The organism is Mycobacterium sp. NGS50 (genome assembly GCF_059812545.1).
The window spans coordinates 88,650-105,604 of the sequence record NZ_JCALCW010000001.1; the positions used below are offsets into that span (position 1 = coordinate 88,650).

The window sequence follows — 16,955 nt, forward strand, 5'->3', positions numbered from 1 at the left end:
CTCACCAGAAATATTGGGTTACTAAACCCAGTATTATGGGTCCTGCATCCCATTATGTCCAGGGTGAAGAACCACAGATGAGCGATCGCCACACCCCTGTCACGGAGGCGGCGCGTAGGAGCGGACGTAGTCGATGGCGGAGTCCAGCGCCACGGTCAGCGGCTCCGGGCTCTGGGCGGCGTGGGTGAGCATGGCACCACCCTGGTGTGCAGCCACCAATGCAACGGCCAGGTGCACAGGGTCGGCGTCGGTGCGGAGGTCACCACGGCCGCGCATCGCCGCAAACCCCGAGCTGAACAATCCCAGCCATTGCTCATAGCCGGCGGCCAGATCGTCGAGGACGTCCACGTCGCCTTCCAGCAGTTCACCGGCGAGCGAGCCGTAGACGCATCCACCGCGGCGGTAGACGCTGTCGATGTCAGCCGTACAGGCGGCTGCCCATGCCTGCAGTGCTTCGAGGCTGTCCAGCGCGCCGAACCGCGGTTCATGGTGGAACGCCATCACACCGGCACGGCGCGCACCGATGACCTGACGTGTCAGCTCACGCTTGTCCCGGAAATAGTGCGCTATCTGTGAGCCACTGACCGACGCGTTCCGGCGCAGATCATCGATGCTGGTTCCGGCGACGCCCCGCTCGAAGATCAGCTCGGCCGCGGCCGCCACGATCCGCGCCCGCGTTTCGCGCCCCTTCCGGGTGAACCCGGCCGTGTCCTGACCGGAGCCGCTGGGAGGCAGCGGATTCGGGCGTCGCCCGCGGGGCCGCCGGGCTGGACGTGGAGTACGTTCGGCGGGGTCGGACGCGTACATCCGCAGCTGGTTGACGGCGAATCGCACGGCTCCGGCGTGCAGCCACTCCTGCCGATAGGTGAACGCCAGGGTGCCACCGCCCTGGTGAGCACTGACCATCGTCACCGCCAGCCGGCGCGGGTCGGCGTCGCCGACCAGCAGGCCGCGGTCCCTCATCCCGAGGATCGACTCCTCGAACAGCGAGATCCATTGCCCATACCCCACGGCCAATGTCTGACGGGTCGCGTCGTCGGATTTGGCGAGTTGGCCGGCGAGCGCATGGTAGGTGGGCGTGCCGCTGTAACCGATGCGCCGCAGGTGACGCATGTTCAGGTCGATCCAACGCTCGAAGTCGTCGAAGGTCGCCAAGCCGCGCAGCGCGGGCTGGCGGTGAAAGTTCAGCACCACGTCGATCTGGCGCACCAGCACGGCGCGGATCAGCGCCTGCTTGTCCGCGAAATAGTGGGTCAGCTGCGAACCGCTCACCGCGGCAGCCGTCCGAAGCTTGTCCATGTTCAGGCTTGCCAGCCCGTCGGTGAGGATCAGCGCTGCCGCTGCTGCCACGATCCGTTCACGGGTTGCGCGCCCCTTGGGTGTCAGGCCCGCAGCGGACGCGTCGACATTCGCCATCGCCCGAGGCTAGCGCCCCGACCTTCGGTATATGGGACATTCAACCCAGTATGTCGCGGCGTCGTTCAGTTGGGTGGATGATGCCCGGAGAGGAAGGACCGGATCAGCGGGACCACCTCTCCGAGGGCCGACTCGAGCAGGAAATGCCCGCCGTCGAGCAAGTGGATCTCGGCATCGGGCAGGTCCTCGGCAAAGGCCTTTGCCCCTGCGGGGCCGAATATCTCGTCGCCGCGGCCCCACACCGCCAGCAGCGGCACGCCACTCGCACGAAAGTACTCGTGCAGTCGCGGGTAGAGCGCAGCATTCGTGGCGTAGTCGCGAAAGAGCGCGAGTTGCACCGCATCGTTGCCGGGCCGTGAGATCAGCGCATAGTCGTGGTACCAGGATTCGGGATCGACCAGCGTCTCGTCAGCCACGCCGGTCAGGTATTGCCACCGGGTGGCTTCCAGGCTGAGGAACTGGCGGACCGGGGCCTCGGTCTCTGGTGTTTGTTCGGTTTGGTACGCCCACACCGTCTTCCAGAAGCTTTCGACGAATCCGGCGTCGTACCCATTGCCGTTCTGGCTGATGATCGCACTGATGGCGGCCGGGCTGTTCAACGCCAGCCGCCACCCGATAGGCGCGCCGTAGTCCTGCACGTACATGGCGTAGCGCTCGACGCCGAGGCCGCGCAACAGCCCCGATGTCAGTGCGGTCAGCGCGTCAAAGGTGTAGTCGAACTCATCGACGCCGGGTGCGTCCGACAGCCCGAATCCCAAGTGGTCGGGGGCGATGACGTGATACCGATCGGCCAAGGCCGGAATCAGATGCCGAAACATGTGGGAGCTGGTCGGGAATCCGTGCAAGAGCACGAGGGCGGGCGCGGCCGGATCGCCGGCTTCCCGGAAGAACAACCGGCATCCGTCGACGGTCGCGTATCGGTGATGAACAGCGGACATCGGCGGTTCCTCCTGAGCCGTAGCGGGATTCGAACACGTCGCAGGTCCTGCACGTCGCCGTTGCCCGCGTCCGGGTCGAATTTGGGTTGCGCAACCCAGTATGCACGTCCGGAGCGGTCCACGCCAGACCCGGCCGCGCAGTCATTGACCGGCCGCCGTCGACATGGCAAGAATTTGGGTTCTACATCCCACTCTGCGGCGCGGCCCGTGGCCCCGACGCGCAGGTGACTATGTCCCGTTTTCGTCCGACTCGTCAGCGGAACCGGCCGCCGCGTCACCGGTGACCGGGCGGATCATCAGGGCAGTCGTCAGCACCACTCCCAGCGCGAAGGCCACCGCCGTCAGCCACCAGTTCACGTCAGTCATCGGCGCCACTCCTCGTCTGCGTCGGCGGCTTGACCAAGGCGGTCGCCGCGCCCCAGGCGACCAGCGAGCCCGCGACGAACGCCAGCAGATAGCACAACCACGGGATGACGAAGCTCATCTCGGATTCTCCTTCGCTCGCCCGACGGTGCTCATCGCCCCGGCGGGGTCGGAGCAGCCGGTACGGTCGGCGGGCCGGCCGTCTCGATGGTGTTGACGATGTTCACGTACGGCCAGGCCCTGGTGGCCGCGGCCTCGACCGCGTCCTGGTCAGCGGCCACCTCTGCGGTGCCGCTCAACGTGACGGTGTCGCCGCCGACCACCAGACCGAAATCGGGGATTCCCGCGGCCGCATCGAAAAACGGTCCGGCGGAGGAGAAGTCGAGTGCCTTGACGTCGGGGTTGATCTCGACGTTGTCGTTGATGTTGACGTCTTTGCCGACGGCGCCGATCACGGTGTCCAGCAGGACCCGCTTGGCCTCCAGGTTCGGCATCGCGCCGTCCAGGGTGACCTGGTCGCCGCTGCGCGTGATTGTCAACGGCGCCAGCGTCAAGGCCCCGGGCAGCGGAGCCGGCGGCATGTCCGGCACCGAGGTTTCGGTCAGCGTCGGGAGGGTGCCGGCGGGGGTGCCCGCCTCCGGCAGGGTCCGCTCGGACAGGCCGTAGCCGATGACCGCCAGCAGCAGCGGGATCAGCACCACCGCGATCAGCCAGGCGATGCCGGGCGGGCGGCGGTACCAGCCGGCGCGGGGGCGGGACTCGGCGGTCGCGTCGGCCCCTTCGGGCTCGGGACCCGATTCGGTGTCAGGCTCGGACTCGGGCATGACCCCTCCTGTTGTCGATGAACGCTACCGAGTGCCGATCAGATCGATGACGAAGATCAGGGTCTTACCGGAGAGCCGATGCCCGGAACCGGCCGGTCCGTACGCCTGCTCGGGCGGAATCACCAACTGACGCCGACCGCCGACCCGCATCCCCGGAATGCCGTCCTGCCATCCCTGGATCAGGCCGCGCAGCGGAAACTCGATGGTCTCGCCCCGGTTCCACGAGCTGTCGAACTCTTCACCGGTGTCGTACTCGACACCCACGTAGTGCACCTCGACGGTGCCACCCGGGGCGGCTTCGGGTCCTTCGCCGACCACCAGGTCCTGGATAACCAGCCCGCTGGGTGCCGGGCCGCTCGGAAACTCGATCTCTGGCTTGCTAGTCACCCGGCTTACCCTAGTCGGCCCCGCGCCACTGTTGCCGAGCAGACGCAGAAGTGCCCCGAAACGGGTGTTTCAGGGCACTTCTGCGTCTGCTCGCGCGGGATCAGCTGGCGCCCACGCCGGGGTAGGCCCGTTCCCGGTGCCCGGTGTAGATCTGGCGGGGCCGCCCGATCTTACTGTCGCCCTCGTCGTGCATCTCCCGCCAGTGCGCGATCCAGCCGGGCAACCGTCCCAGCGCGAACAGCACGGTGAACATCCGGGTCGGGAAGCCCATCGCGCGGTAGATCACGCCGGTGTAGAAGTCGACGTTCGGGTAGAGCTTGCGCTCCACGAAGTAGTCGTCGGTCAGGGCCACCTCTTCGAGGGCCTTGCCGATCTCGAGCAGCTCGTCGTCGCCGCCCAGCTTGCCGAGGATCTTGTCGGCCTGCTCCTTGACGATGCGGGCCCGCGGGTCGTAGTTCTTGTACACCCGGTGGCCGAAGCCCATCAGCTTGACGCCGTCCTCGCGGTTCTTCACCTTGCGGACGAACTCCTTGACGTCGCCGCCGTCGGCCCGGATACCCTCCAGCATCTCCAGCACCGACTGGTTGGCGCCGCCGTGCAGCGGGCCCCACAGCGCGTTGATGCCACCCGAGATCGAGGTGAACAGGTTGGCCCGCGAGGAGCCGACCAGCCGCACCGTCGACGTCGAACAGTTCTGCTCGTGGTCGGCGTGCAGGATGAACAGCATGTCCAGGGCCCGGACGATCTCGGGGTCGGCCTCATAGGGTTCGGCCGGTAACCCGAACGTCATCCGCAGGAAGTTCTCCACCAGGGAAAGCGAGTTGTCCGGGTACAGGAACGGCTGGCCCATCGACTTCTTGTAGGCGTAGGCGGCGATGGTCGGCAGCTTGGCCAGCAGCCGGATCGTCGAGACCTCCACCTGGGCGCTGTCGGTCGGGTCCAGCGAGTCCTGGTAGTAGGCGGATAGCGCGTTGACCGCGCTGGACACCACCGGCATCGGATGCGCGTTGCGCGGGAAACCGTCGAAGAACCGCCGCAGGTCCTCGTGCAGCATGGTGTGCCGCTGGATCTGGTGGGTGAATTCGGCCAGCTGCTCGGTGGTCGGCAGCTCCCCGTAGATCAGCAGGTAGCTGACCTCGATGAAGTTGGAGTGCTCAGCGAGCTGCTCGATCGGGTAGCCGCGGTAGCGCAGGATGCCGGCGTCGCCGTCGATGTAGGTGATGGCGCTCTTGGTGGAGGCGGTGTTGACGAAGCCGCCGTCGAACATGGTGTAGCCGGTCTTGGCCAGCAGCGAGCCCAGGGCAATACCGTCGGCGCCCTCGGTGGCGCGGACGATCTGCAGTTCCGTCTCACCGCCCGGGTACCGGAGAGTTGCGGTGTCGTCGTTCGCGGCCACAAGAACCCCTTTGGTCAAGTCACTCGGAGATAGCTGCCGGTATGGGTGCGTATAGAGAAAGGTAGTCGTTATCCCGCAGGCGTGCCTGCGCGGGGGGCTGCAGGCCCCTCGGCCGCTCGCGACACCCGGTAGCGCACGAACGCCGGCACCACCACCGCAGCGATCACCACGACGACGACAACCAGCGCGCCGCCGCCGGCCGCGGCCGCCGAGGTCCCGATAACCGCCGCCGCAGCGCCGTGCACCCCGTCGGCCAGCCGCGGCCCGCCCGCCACCACCACGATGAACACGCCCTGCAATCGGCCCCGCATCTCATCGGAGGCGACGTGCTGCAGGATCGTCGACCGGAAGGCCGCCGACACCATGTCCGCCGCGCCCCCGATCGCCAGGAACACCAGCGCGATCCACAACGCCGCACCGGGCCGGCCGTCGGCGGAGGCGACGGCCAGCCCGAAACCGGCCATCGCCGCCCCGAAGACCACGATGGCCACCACGGTGGCCAGGCCCTGGCGGCGGATCCGCGGCAGCCAGCCGGAGAACACCCCGCCGGCGACCGCCCCGGCCGAGAACGCCGCGGCCAGCAGCGCCATGGCGGTGCCGCCGTCGACCGGCCCGCCGAAGCTTTCATGGGCGATCTGCGGGAACAGGGCCCGCGGCATGCCGAACACCATCGCGATCAGGTCGACCACGAACGACATCAACACCACCTGGTTCCCCGCCAGGTAGCGGAACCCGTCCAGTACCGCCGCCCAGCCCCAGCGCGCCGCGTCGGCGGTGTCGGCCCGGCCGACCGGCATCGGCGTGAGCCGCCACGTCGCCCAGATCGGCAGCAGGCAGGTCGCGGTGTCGAGCAGGTACAGAGTGGACAGGTCCACCCAGCTCAGCAGCATCCCGGCCAGCAGTGGGCCGATGATCGCGCCGAACTGCGTCACCGTCATGTTCAGCGAGTTCGCCGCCGGCAACTGCTCGGCGCCCAGTATTCGCGGGATCGCCGCCGAACGAGTGGGCGCGTTGATGGCGTAGAACGCCTGCTGCAGCCCGAGCAGCCCCATGACCACCCCGACGTTGTTTATCGCCGCCGCGGCCTGCCACCACAGCAGGCCCGACGCCACCGCCAACCCGCCGGAGGCAATGATCAGCAACTTCCGCCGGTCCATGGCGTCGGCCCAGGCACCGCCGAGCAGGCCGAACACGACCAGCGGCACCAGGGCGACCACGCCGGCCAGCCCGACGTAGGCCGAGCTCCCGGTGAGGGCGTAGATCTGTACCGGGACCGCGAAGATGGTCAGGTTCGCCCCGATGACGGTGGGTATCCCGGCCAGCCAGAGCCGGCGGAAGTCGGCGTTCCGCAGCGGCGTCGTGTCCGCGAATAGCCTCACCGACGCTACGGCTGCAGGCGCTGGATGCGACCGTCGGTGATACGGATCCGGTTGTGCAGCCTGTCTTCTCGGCCCTGCCAGAATTCGACTACCTCGGGGGCGATCAGATATCCGCCCCAGTTCGGCGGCACCGGGACGGCGGGGCTGTCGGCGAAGCGGGCGGTGACGTCGGCGAGCTGGTCCAGCAGCGCGGCGCGCGACGGGATCGGCTGCGACTGGCTCGACGCCCAGGCCCCCAGTTGAGAGCCGCGCGGCCGCTTGGACCAGTAGTCCGCGGTGACTTCCGGGCTGACCCTGGTCACCGGGCCGCGGATGTGGAACTGGCGCCCGAGCTGGTACCAGGGAAACGTCGCCGACGCGTAGGGGGTCGCCGCCAAATCGGCGCCCTTGGCCGAGTCGTAGTTGGTGAAGAAGGTGATGCCCGTCTCATCCAGGCTCTTGCACAGCACCGAGCGGCTGACCGGCCGGCCCGAGTCGACGGTGGCCAGCACCATCGCATTGGGCTCGGAGATCCCGGCGCGTTCGGCGTCACCGATCCAGTTGCGCAGCAGCACATGCCAGCCCTCGTCGAGCCAGCTCTCGTCGAGGTCGCCGCTGCTGTCTTTTTCCGATTGGTATTCCACTCGCATTGCCGCCAGGTGTTCGTTGTCCGGGCCCGCCATCTGCGCCACTGCGGTAACGCTACCGCCCAGCCGCGCACCCCGGTTACCAACCGGTAGCAACCCGTCGGGCGCCGGATGCGAGAATCGGCCCATGCCTGTAGCGGTCCCGGAGAATATCCCCGAAAACTTCGTCGCCGGCTTGGAGGGCGTGGTGGCCTTCACCACCGAAATCGCCGAACCCGACAAGGACGGCGGTGCGCTGCGCTACCGCGGCGTCGACATCGAGGACCTTGTCGGCCAGCGGGTCACCTTCGGCGAGGTGTGGGCGCTGCTGGTCGACGGCAGCTTCGGGCGCGGCCTGCCGCCGGCCGAGCCGTTCCCGCTGCCGATCCACACCGGCGACGTCCGGGTAGACGTGCAGGCCGGGCTGGCCATGCTGGCGCCGATCTGGGGATACGCCCCCATCCTCGACATCGACGACGACACCGCCCGTGACCAGCTAGCCCGCGCCTCGGTGATGGCGCTGTCCTATGTCGCCCAGTCGGCCCGCGGCATCTACCAGCCGGCCGTTCCCCAGCGCCGGGTCGACGAATGCACCACCATCACCGAACGGTTCATGACGCGCTGGCAGGGTGAGCCGGATCCCCGGCACGTCGAGGCCATCGACGCCTACTGGGTGAGCGCCGCCGAGCACGGGATGAACGCCTCGACGTTCACCGCCCGGGTGATCGCCTCGACCGGCGCCGACGTGGCGGCGTCGCTGTCCGGCGCGATCGGTGCGATGAGCGGGCCGTTGCACGGCGGGGCGCCGGCCCGGGTGATCCCGATGATCGAGGAAGCCGAACGCACCGGCGACGCCCGTGCGGTGGTCAAGGGCATCCTCGACCGCAGCGAGAAGCTGATGGGCTTCGGGCATCGCGTGTACCGCGCCGAGGACCCGCGTGCCCGGGTGCTGCGGTCCACCGCTCAGCGGCTGGATGCGCCCCGCTACGAGGTGGCGGCCGCCCTGGAGCAGGCGGCGCTGGCCGAGCTGCGCGAACGGCGACCCGACCGGGCCATCGAAACCAACGTCGAGTTCTGGGCGGCGGTGATCCTGGACTTCGCGCGGGTGCCGGCCAAGATGATGCCGGCCATGTTCACCTGTGGCCGTACCGCCGGTTGGTGCGCGCACATCATGGAGCAGAAGCGGTTGGGCAAGCTGGTTCGTCCGTCGGCGATCTATGTCGGCCCCGCACCGCGCAGCCCCGAGTCCGTCGACGGTTGGGACGCGATTCGGCGGGGCTGACCCGCGACGCGATGAGTTTTGTCGGTGCCGGCGGTCAGTATCGGTGCGTACACCCGCAGCTACCGCTACCACCGAGGAGTGACCATCGTGGCCATCAACGTTCAACCCGCCTTGTCCCCGCACCTGGTCGTCGACGACGCCGCTGCCGCCATCGACTTCTACGTCGCCGCGTTTGACGCCGTCGAGCTGGGCCGGGTCCCCGGCCCGGACGGCCGGCTGATCCATGCCGCGGTGCAGATCAACGGCTTCACCGTCATGCTCAACGACGACTTCCCGGAAACGTGCGGCGGCAAGGCCATGACCCCCAAGGCGCTGGGCGGAACCCCGGTCACCATCCACCTGACCGTCACCGATGTCGACGCCAAATTCCAGCGCGCCGTGGACGCGGGCGCTACCGTGGTGGCCGCGCTGGAGGACCAGTTCTGGGGCGACCGCTACGGCGCGGTGGCCGACCCGTTCGGCCACCACTGGTCGATGGGGCAGCCGGTGCGCGAGGTCAGCATCGAGGAGATCCAGGCGGCAATGCGCTGACGCCGGGCCGCCGGTGAGGGGCGGCTGTGAGCGATGGCGAGGTGCTGGACCGACACGACGTGGTGGGGCTGGCCGGGCTGATTCGCGACGGTGAGCTGAAACCCGACGAGTTGCTGGACGTGGTCGTCGAGCGCATCGAGCAGCGCAACCCGACGATCAACGCGCTGATCGCCACCCGCATCGAGCAGGCCCGCGCCGAGATCGCCGCCGGGCTGCCCGACGGTCCGCTGCGTGGCGTGCCGTTCGCGGTGAAGGACGCGCTGTGCGACGTGGCGGGGCTGCCCAGCACCTCGGGATGCCGGCTGTTGGCCGACGCGGTCGCCGGTGCCGACGGCGTGCTCGCGGCCCGCTACCGGCGGGCCGGCCTGGTGCTGGTCGGCAAGACCAACACACCGGAGTTGACCCGCAGCCCCTCCACCGAGCCGCTGCTGCACGGACCGACCCGCAACCCGTGGCAGCTGAGCCACACCGCGGGTGGATCGTCCGGCGGGTCGGCGGCGGCGGTCGCGGCCGGGATCGTGCCCGCCGCCCACGGCAACGATGCCGGCGGATCCATCCGGGTCCCCGCGGCCTGCTGCGGGCTGTTCGGGCTCAAGCCGTCCCGCGGCCGGGTGCCCGAGGACCGCGGTTCCGGCGCCTTCACCGATCCGCTGAACTGCAGTCACGCGCTGACCCGTTCGGTACGCGACAGCGCGGCGCTGCTCGACGCGATCGCCGGCCCCGGCGCCAGCTACCCGTTCGCGACCCTGCCGGAAGCGCCGCACGGCAGTTTCCTGGCCGCCCTCGACGACCCGCCGGCGCCGCTGAAGATCGGCACCTCCAGCGCCGACAGCGACGGGATACCCGCTCACCCGGCGGCGGTGCAGGCGGTGCGGCGGGTCGCGGACCTGCTCGCCGATCTGGGCCACCAGGTGAGAACCGATGCACCGCAATGGGATTCGGTGACGGCAACGTTGTCGACCGCAGCCGTCTTCGTCAGCACCATGCAGGCCTGTGTCGAAGACGGGCTCGCCCGGATGGGGCGCGCATGGTCGGAGGATTCGCTCGACGACGTCGAGCCGTTCACCCGGTCACTGCTGGAATACGGGCGCACCGTCACCGCCGTCCAGTTGCTGCAGGCCTTCGACGGCATCGAATCACTGTGCCGCCAGGTCGCGCCGTTCTTCGAGTCCTACGACATCTGGTTGGCCCCGACGCTGCGGGTGCCGGTGCCGCGGCTGGGCGTGTTGGACCCGACCGATCCGGCGGCGATGGCCATCCACGGCGCCGAGATGGTGTCCTTCACCGTCATCGCCAATGTGACCGGATTGCCGGCCGCCAGTGTGCCCGCCGGATTCGATGAGTCCGGCCTGCCGGTCGGAGTTCAGCTGATGGGACCAATGGGGTCCGAGGCCCGCCTGCTGCGGCTGGCGCGCCAGATCGAGCTGGCCGCGCCCTGGCCGTGGCAGGCGCCGTACCCGCCGGCCTGATCGCCTAGCGCTGAACGAGTTTCAGCAGCCGGCGATGCAGCGGGGGCTGCGGCGCGCCTGCTGCCGCGGACAGCATGTCGCGGATGTCGATGAACTTGTCCCGGGGACGCCCGTCGGCGCTGCCGCGGGCCCGCTCGGCGGCGTCGATCGCCTTCCAGCCGGCGGCGTCGACGACATCGGGTTGACGTTCGTGCACCATCCGCCAGACGGCTCGCGGCCCGCCGGCGAGCTCGGCCATCTGCCCGGCGTTGTAGTCGGCGACCAGGGTCTGCACGGTTTGCAGCGAGTCGGACTTGTTGGTGCCGATGAACCCGGTCGGGCCCCGCTTGATCCAGCCCGACACATAAGCCCCCGGCACCGGCTGCCCGGACGCCGGGTCGATCACCCGGCCCTTGTCGTTGGGCACCACCGCGGTGTCGTCGTCGAACGGCAGGCCGGGGATCGGCTTGCCGCGGTAGCCGATTGAGGTCAAGACCAGACCGACCGGCAGCGTTTCGACCGCATCGGTTCCGGTGACGGTGAACTCGATAGCGCTGACGCGCTCCGGCCCGAGGACGCGGCTGGGGGTCAGCTCGTAGGCCAGCCGGATGCGCGGGCGGGTGATCGGCGCAGAAGCGTCCCCGAGTTTGCTCAGGATCTCCAGTTTGCTGCGGGTCAGCGAATCCTCGACGGTCGCCAGGTCCCGTCGCACCCGGTCGTGGTCGCGGGCGTCGAGCACCACTTCGGCGGTCTGGGTGAGCCCGATCAGCTCGGGCAGGGTGAACGCCGAGGCGGCCGGGCCGCGCCGGGCGGCGATCACCACCTCCTGCACCCCGGACTCGCGCAGCTCGGCCAGCGCATGGTCGGAGATGTCGGTGCGGGCCAACGCATCCGGGTCGGCGGTCAGGATGCGGGCCACGTCGAAGGCGACGTTGCCGTTGCCCACGATGACGACCCGCTCATGGCTGAGGTTCACCGGCAGATCGGTGAACTCCGGATGCCCGTTGATCCAGGCGACCAGTTCGGTGGCGGTACCGGTACCGGGCAGGTTCATCCCGTCGATCTCGAGGCGACGGTCGTTGGGCGCCCCGGACGCGTACAGCACGGCGTGGTGGTAGCGCAGCAGGTCGTCGTGACTGAGGTGGTTGCCGATCTCGACGTTGAGGAAGAAGTTGAACCGCCGGTTGGCGGCGACCGTGTCGAAGAGCCGGGTGACCAGTTTGGTGCGCTGATGGTCGGGGGCCACCCCGGCGCGCACCAGCCCGTACGGGGTGGGCAGCTTCTCGAACATGTTGACCAGCACGCCGGGCTGGGTCAGCAGTTCGTCGGCCGCGTACATCGCTGCCGGGCCGGAGCCCACGATCGCGACCGTCAGCGGGTGGCGGCCGTGCCGGATTTCAGCAGCCGGCAGCACCGGCGCCAATTTCGAGGTCGGCGGCAGTTTTACGCCGGCCGGACGATCCGGGTAGTGGGCGGCGTTGACGGCGATGAACGGCTGCTGTTGGGCGGCCAACCGGGTGTCCGGCCCGATCGCCTCGACCGGGCAGGCACGCACACACGCACCGCAGTCCACGCAGGCGATCGGGTCGATGTAGAGCATCTCGGTGGTGGCGAAGCCCGGCTCGTCGGGCGTGGGGTGGATACAGTTGACCGGGCAGGCGAAGACGCACGATGCGTCGTTACAGCACGCCTGGGTAATAACGTGCGGCATGAGTGATCTGGTCTCGCGCTAGGCGGCCGGAACGGCGGCCAGGTGCTGACGCTGCGGCTCGCTGCGGTAGCGCGACGGCTTGCCGTTGATCTTGCAGATCCGCCACATCAGCTTGGCCACCGGATTCATCAGGCCGGTGTCGTGGCACAGCATCCGCACGTCACCGAACATGTCGCGCAGCATCTGCCGGGATTCCGGAGAGCGGAAGAAGATCTCCTTGCGCACCGAGCGCGGGATGTCGAACTCCTCCCAGAACGCCTTCGGCGGCACGATGATCGCCGAACACAGAATCCGCATGGTCAGCGGGACGAACAGCGACAGCCAGAACCGCTTGCCGGCCCGCAGGTGCGGAACACGCTTGCGCAGGTACTCGTGGGCGAAGGAGATGTGCCGGGCCTCCTCGGCCACGTGGATGGCCATCACCTTTTCCATGATCGGGTGCAGGGTCTTGCCCTCGCGCAGCACGTTCTTCTGGGTGTGGTCGATGGGCTCCTCGCCGGCGAGGATGCCGAACCAGAACGGAATCGGCATCGGCCCGGCGACCAGCGGGATCAGCGGCTGAATCCACTTCAACAGCCGCGGCATGCCCGGCACGTCGGCGCCGATGTGGTTCACCATCTCCTGGAACATCATGGTGTGGTTGCACTCTTCGACCGCTTCGTGCAGGCAGTACCGGTATTCCGGGGAGCCGTTGGGGGTCCAGAATGCGTACTCCATCAGCCCGCGGATCAGGATGGACTCGAAGTGCAGGCCCACCTTGGCGACGTTGGCCTGCCGCCACATCCCGATCTCGATCTGACGCTCCTGCGACTGCGCCTGGTACCAGGGGTGACGCCCGAACGGGTCGGTCGCCGGCAGGATCCAGCGCGGGTCGTTGTCGAAGACCGCGAACTCCGGTGACTTCCAGTCGATGTCGGTGTACGGATTGAAATTCCGACGCACCGACCCCTCGGACAGTGTGTCGAGAATCTCTGTGTAGGCCGGGTCATCCGAGACGTCCATGTTGCGCCGCCAACGGCGAACCATCCGCGTCCGAGCCAGTTTCTGAGCCATCCCGAGAACCCTCCCGTTAAGGTTTACATCTGGGCTAGTTGTGTACAACGGTACCGCAGGTATCACAAACTTTCTAGACCCAACCTGCCCGCTGTGGCGCGGCCGAAACCTGGGAGCTTAATGTGATCGGGCTCACTTTGAGCAACGGTACCCCGCCGCCGTCGATTTTCGCTCAAAACGGTCTGACCAGCCGATATTCAATATCAGGGAGGACGCGCGAACCGGCGGCAGCAGCCGCAGAACTGCTTGTGATCTAGATCACGCCTGGCTAACCTTAATGTGGTCGGAGGAGATGGCCATGGTGCGTACCCCCTACATAGCCGCGATCGCCGCTATTGCCGGCGGGAATTTGGTTGCCGCTACTCCGGTCCCGCCGGCGCCGCCCGAGGTCCAAGTCCGCCATGTGCAGCTCACCGACGCCTTGTCGGACCTGTGGGGCCAGCAGCTGGCGGCGAATTACACGCTGGTGCAGAACACGTTGACCGCCAACGCCAGCATGGTCAGCGGCCAGGAGACCCTCGCCACCGACCTCTCGGGTCTGTTTCCCGCTGCCCAGCAGCCCCTGGCCACGGCGGCCTACCAGCACTTCTTCGACGCCACCAACCTGATGACGGGCGCCGAGCAGGGTTCCTTCTTCGGCCTGGACGGGGCCCGGCTGCTGGCAGACGCCGCGGGGAACACCTCCCAGTACTCCCCGATCGCGTTGAACGAGTCGTTGCTGTTGGCCCCGTTCGTCCCGGCCACCGCGAACATCGGCGGGCTGCAGGGCGCCGTCACCCAGGATCTGGTGTTCACCAGCGAGCTGCTGGCGTTGCTCGGCGGCCAACAGGTCGCCGACCTATCCCTGCTGCTCGTGAAGTTGGCGCATGACGAGATCACCTTCGACAAAGCTCTCATCGCGGCCGAGACCGCCTTCAACACGGCCCTAGTTCAGCATGAGGTGGCCACGGAAATGGCCGCCTTCGGTGGCGGCCCCGGCAGCGACAGCGTCCTCAACGGCGCCATCGACCGCGGCTTCAACGCCCTCAACATGATGTACGACGCACAGGAGCAGAGCCTCAACAATTTTCTCGGAATCACCGCCCTGGCCAACTACGACCCGATCGCGCTGACGCAAAGCTTGCTCACCGGCCCAGCCGCACAGGTCTTCAACGATGGCAGCATCGGTGGGCTGACCGGCATGTCGGACCAGAGCCTGGCGCAGTTGACCGACCTGTTCGGCATGACCCCGACGCAACTCACCTTCGCCTTCACCCACTTCGACGCCACCGGCCTGTTCACCGGCCTGCAGGCGCTGTTCAGCGACCCGACATTGATCGCCGGCCCCTACGGTGACGTGTTCGGCACCGATCTGTCACCCATCCTCGCCGACATCACCCACATCTGGGACGCCATCTTCGGCATCACCCCGTAGCTGCCGGTGAGCGCTGCGCTGACGCCCTGGATCGGAGTTGCCCGGCAGGCCCTACGCTGGTGGCCATGGCTGAACAGCTCACGCTCCCCGACGCGATCAAACCCAAAGACGGCCGGTTCGGCTGCGGCCCGTCGAAGGTCCGCCCGGAGCAGCTGGCCGCCCTGTCCACCACGGCCGCCGGCCTGTTCGGCACCTCCCACCGCCAGGCGCCGGTCAAAGACCTGGTCGGACGGGTCCGCAACGGGCTGCGCGACTTCTTCGCGGTGCCCGACGGCTACGAGGTGATCCTGGGCAACGGCGGCTCCACCGCGTTCTGGGATGCCGCCGCGTTCGGGTTGGTCGACAAGCGCTCGCTGCACCTGACCTACGGCGAGTTCAGCGCGAAGTTCGCCTCGGCGGTGGCCAAGAACCCGTTCGTCGGCGACCCGATCGTCATCAAGGCCGACCCGGGCAGCGCGCCCGCCCCGCAGTCCGACCCGTCCGTCGACGTCATCGCCTGGGCCCACAACGAAACCTCGACCGGCGTCGCGGTTCCGGTGCGCCGGCCGGCGGATTCCGGCGACGCCCTGGTGGTCATCGACGCGACGTCGGGGGCCGGTGGGCTGCCGGTCGACATCACCGAGACCGACGCCTACTACTTCGCGCCGCAGAAGAACTTCGCCGCCGACGGCGGGCTGTGGCTGGCGATCCTGAGCCCGGCCGCGCTGGCCCGCATCGAGGCCATCGCCGCGTCGGGTCGCTGGGTGCCGGAGTTCCTGTCGCTGCCCATCGCCGTGGACAACAGCGTCAAGAACCAGACCTACAACACCCCGGCGATCGGCACGCTGGTGCTGCTGGCCGAACAGATCGACTGGCTGGTCGGCAACGGCGGGCTGGACTGGGCGGTCAAACGCACCGCCGACTCCTCGCAGCGCCTGTACAGCTGGGCCGAGCAGCGGTCCTACACGACGCCCTTCGTCGCCGACCCGGCGCTGCGGTCGCAGGTCGTCGGCACCATCGACTTCGTCGACGGCGTTGACGCGGCGGCGGTGGCCAAGGTGCTGCGGGCCAACGGCGTCGTCGATACCGAGCCGTACCGCAAACTGGGCCGCAACCAGCTGCGGGTGGCGATGTTCCCGGCCGTCGACCCCGACGACGTGAGCGCGCTGACCGAGTGCATCGATTGGGTGGTCGAGCGGCTGTAAGCCATCCCCGCGTGTCAGCGCGGCCGCTGCCGCGACCTGCACTAGAGTCCGCAGCAGACTGTGCGAGGAGATGCCATGCAGGAACTCAAAGTCGTTGGACTCGACGCCGATGGCAGGCACATCATCTGTGAGGTCGCGGACCCCGCCGAGAACACAGCCAAGTTCATCCTGCCGGCCGACGACCGGCTGCGGGCGGCGCTGCGCGGCGACGCGGCGCGGGTCGGCCAGACCCAACTCGACATCGAACTGCCCAGCGCGCTGCGCCCCAAGGAGATCCAGGCCCGGATTCGTGCCGGAGCCTCCGTCGAGCAGGTAGCGGCCGCGGCCGGCGTCGACGTCTCCCGGGTCGAGCGGTTCGCCCACCCGGTGCTGCTGGAACGTTCCCGCGCGGCCGAACTGGCGACGGCCGCGCATCCGGTACTGGCCGACGGGCCCGCGGTGCTGACGCTGCTCGAGGTGGTCAGCACGGCACTGGTCGCCCGCGGCCTACGGCCGGACAGCACCGACTGGGACGCGTGGCGCAACGAAGACGGCCGGTGGACGGTCCAGCTGGCCTGGAAGGCGGGCCGCTCGGACAACATCGCGCATTTCCGGTTCGTCCCCGGCGCGCACGGCGGGACGGTGACCGCCCTCGATGATGCGGCCACCGAGCTGATCGACCCCAGCTTCCAGCGTCCGCTGCGGCCGGTGGCCCCGCTGGCCCAACTCGAGTTCAGCGAGCCCGAGACCCCGCCCCAGCAGGTCGCCCCCGAACCGGCGCCGGTACAGGCACCCGCCGAGCAGCCGGTCGAGTCCAGCGAGCCCGTCGAGCAGCCCGCTCCGGCGCGCAGCCGCCGCAACAAGCCGGCGGTGCCGGCCTGGGAGGACGTGCTGTTGGGGGTTCGTTCCAGCGGCACGCAGCGCTAGCGCGGGACTCAAGCGGCGGCTATCCCAGGCCTACCCAGCCCAGGCCTACCCGCGCCAACCCAGCCCTACCCGCGCCAACCCAGGCCGCGAGGCGGAAATTCGCGACGGGTGGGCGGTG

17 protein-coding genes are annotated in these 16,955 nt (G+C 68.6%); 6 read left to right on the plus strand and 11 right to left on the minus strand.

All coding sequences use genetic code 11. The features are described 5' to 3' along the window. Nucleotides 1-99 precede the first annotated feature (99 nt). The 9 genes from AC5Y36_RS00465 to pdxH form a co-directional block, all read right to left on the minus strand. A complete protein-coding gene (locus AC5Y36_RS00465) occupies nucleotides 100-1,416 on the minus strand; it encodes a TetR/AcrR family transcriptional regulator (RefSeq protein ID WP_500038900.1) in 1,317 nt (438 codons plus the stop codon). A gap of 65 nt (nucleotides 1,417-1,481) precedes the next feature. Next, nucleotides 1,482-2,354, minus strand: a complete 873-nt coding sequence (locus AC5Y36_RS00470) for an alpha/beta fold hydrolase (protein WP_500038901.1) — start codon at nucleotides 2,352-2,354, stop codon at nucleotides 1,482-1,484. Between the two features lie 228 nt (nucleotides 2,355-2,582). Then, nucleotides 2,583-2,720: a channel accessory protein ArfC gene (gene arfC, locus AC5Y36_RS00475; protein WP_500038902.1), complete on the minus strand. Its 138-nt coding sequence runs from the start codon at nucleotides 2,718-2,720 to the stop codon at nucleotides 2,583-2,585. After that, entirely contained in the window at nucleotides 2,713-2,838 is a 126-nt protein-coding gene (arfB, locus tag AC5Y36_RS00480; protein ID WP_500038903.1) for a channel accessory protein ArfB, read from the minus strand. The genes arfC and arfB overlap by 8 nt, the downstream gene beginning before the upstream one ends. Before the next feature lie 31 nt (nucleotides 2,839-2,869). After that, nucleotides 2,870-3,541 carry a channel-forming protein ArfA/OmpATb gene (gene arfA / locus AC5Y36_RS00485; protein WP_500038904.1) on the minus strand — a complete coding sequence of 224 codons (672 nt, stop codon included), beginning with the start codon at nucleotides 3,539-3,541 and terminating at the stop codon, nucleotides 2,870-2,872. Nucleotides 3,542-3,565: 24 nt separating this feature from the next. Next, nucleotides 3,566-3,928, minus strand: coding sequence for an FKBP-type peptidyl-prolyl cis-trans isomerase (locus tag AC5Y36_RS00490; protein WP_500038905.1), 363 nt, complete (start codon nucleotides 3,926-3,928; stop codon nucleotides 3,566-3,568). Between the two features lie 100 nt (nucleotides 3,929-4,028). Next, nucleotides 4,029-5,324 (minus strand): citrate synthase, encoded by a 1,296-nt coding sequence (locus tag AC5Y36_RS00495; protein WP_500038906.1) that lies wholly within the window; start codon nucleotides 5,322-5,324, stop codon nucleotides 4,029-4,031. A gap of 68 nt (nucleotides 5,325-5,392) precedes the next feature. After that, nucleotides 5,393-6,703: an MFS transporter gene (locus AC5Y36_RS00500; protein ID WP_500038907.1), complete on the minus strand. Its 1,311-nt coding sequence runs from the start codon at nucleotides 6,701-6,703 to the stop codon at nucleotides 5,393-5,395. A 5-nt stretch (nucleotides 6,704-6,708) separates the two neighbouring features. Continuing rightward, a complete protein-coding gene (gene pdxH, locus AC5Y36_RS00505; protein ID WP_500039114.1) occupies nucleotides 6,709-7,365 on the minus strand; it encodes a pyridoxamine 5'-phosphate oxidase in 657 nt (218 codons plus the stop codon). 91 nt (nucleotides 7,366-7,456) lie between these two features. Here pdxH and AC5Y36_RS00510 point away from each other — a divergent pair, with 91 nt between their 5' ends. The 3 genes from AC5Y36_RS00510 (at nucleotide 7,457) to AC5Y36_RS00520 (ending at nucleotide 10,590) form a co-directional block, all read left to right on the plus strand. Beyond that, on the plus strand, nucleotides 7,457-8,590 hold the full coding sequence (locus tag AC5Y36_RS00510; RefSeq protein ID WP_500038908.1) for a citrate synthase 2: 1,134 nt from the start codon (nucleotides 7,457-7,459) through the stop codon (nucleotides 8,588-8,590). A gap of 87 nt (nucleotides 8,591-8,677) precedes the next feature. Further along, nucleotides 8,678-9,121 carry a VOC family protein gene (locus AC5Y36_RS00515; protein WP_500039115.1) on the plus strand — a complete coding sequence of 148 codons (444 nt, stop codon included), beginning with the start codon at nucleotides 8,678-8,680 and terminating at the stop codon, nucleotides 9,119-9,121. Nucleotides 9,122-9,147: 26 nt separating this feature from the next. Beyond that, nucleotides 9,148-10,590 (plus strand): amidase, encoded by a 1,443-nt coding sequence (locus AC5Y36_RS00520; RefSeq protein ID WP_500038909.1) that lies wholly within the window; start codon nucleotides 9,148-9,150, stop codon nucleotides 10,588-10,590. Between the two features lie 4 nt (nucleotides 10,591-10,594). Here AC5Y36_RS00520 and AC5Y36_RS00525 read toward each other — a convergent pair whose 3' ends face one another. Together AC5Y36_RS00525 and AC5Y36_RS00530 are read right to left on the minus strand one after the other, a co-directional pair. Then, on the minus strand, nucleotides 10,595-12,280 hold the full coding sequence (locus AC5Y36_RS00525; protein WP_500038910.1) for an FAD-dependent oxidoreductase: 1,686 nt from the start codon (nucleotides 12,278-12,280) through the stop codon (nucleotides 10,595-10,597). Between the two features lie 18 nt (nucleotides 12,281-12,298). Then, the gene (locus AC5Y36_RS00530) at nucleotides 12,299-13,321 is read right to left on the minus strand and encodes an AurF N-oxygenase family protein (protein ID WP_500039116.1); all 1,023 of its coding nucleotides are present in this window, start codon (nucleotides 13,319-13,321) and stop codon (nucleotides 12,299-12,301) included. Nucleotides 13,322-13,631: 310 nt separating this feature from the next. Here AC5Y36_RS00530 and AC5Y36_RS00535 point away from each other — a divergent pair, with 310 nt between their 5' ends. The 3 genes from AC5Y36_RS00535 to sepH all read left to right on the plus strand — a co-directional run bounded on the left by AC5Y36_RS00535 (nucleotide 13,632) and on the right by sepH (nucleotide 16,837). Next, nucleotides 13,632-14,747 carry a hypothetical protein gene (locus AC5Y36_RS00535; protein WP_500038911.1) on the plus strand — a complete coding sequence of 372 codons (1,116 nt, stop codon included), beginning with the start codon at nucleotides 13,632-13,634 and terminating at the stop codon, nucleotides 14,745-14,747. A gap of 65 nt (nucleotides 14,748-14,812) precedes the next feature. Continuing rightward, nucleotides 14,813-15,931, plus strand: coding sequence for a phosphoserine transaminase (gene serC, locus AC5Y36_RS00540; RefSeq protein ID WP_500038912.1), 1,119 nt, complete (start codon nucleotides 14,813-14,815; stop codon nucleotides 15,929-15,931). 75 nt (nucleotides 15,932-16,006) lie between these two features. After that, nucleotides 16,007-16,837 carry a septation protein SepH gene (gene sepH / locus AC5Y36_RS00545; protein ID WP_500038913.1) on the plus strand — a complete coding sequence of 277 codons (831 nt, stop codon included), beginning with the start codon at nucleotides 16,007-16,009 and terminating at the stop codon, nucleotides 16,835-16,837. The last annotated feature ends 118 nt before the right edge of the window (nucleotides 16,838-16,955 follow it).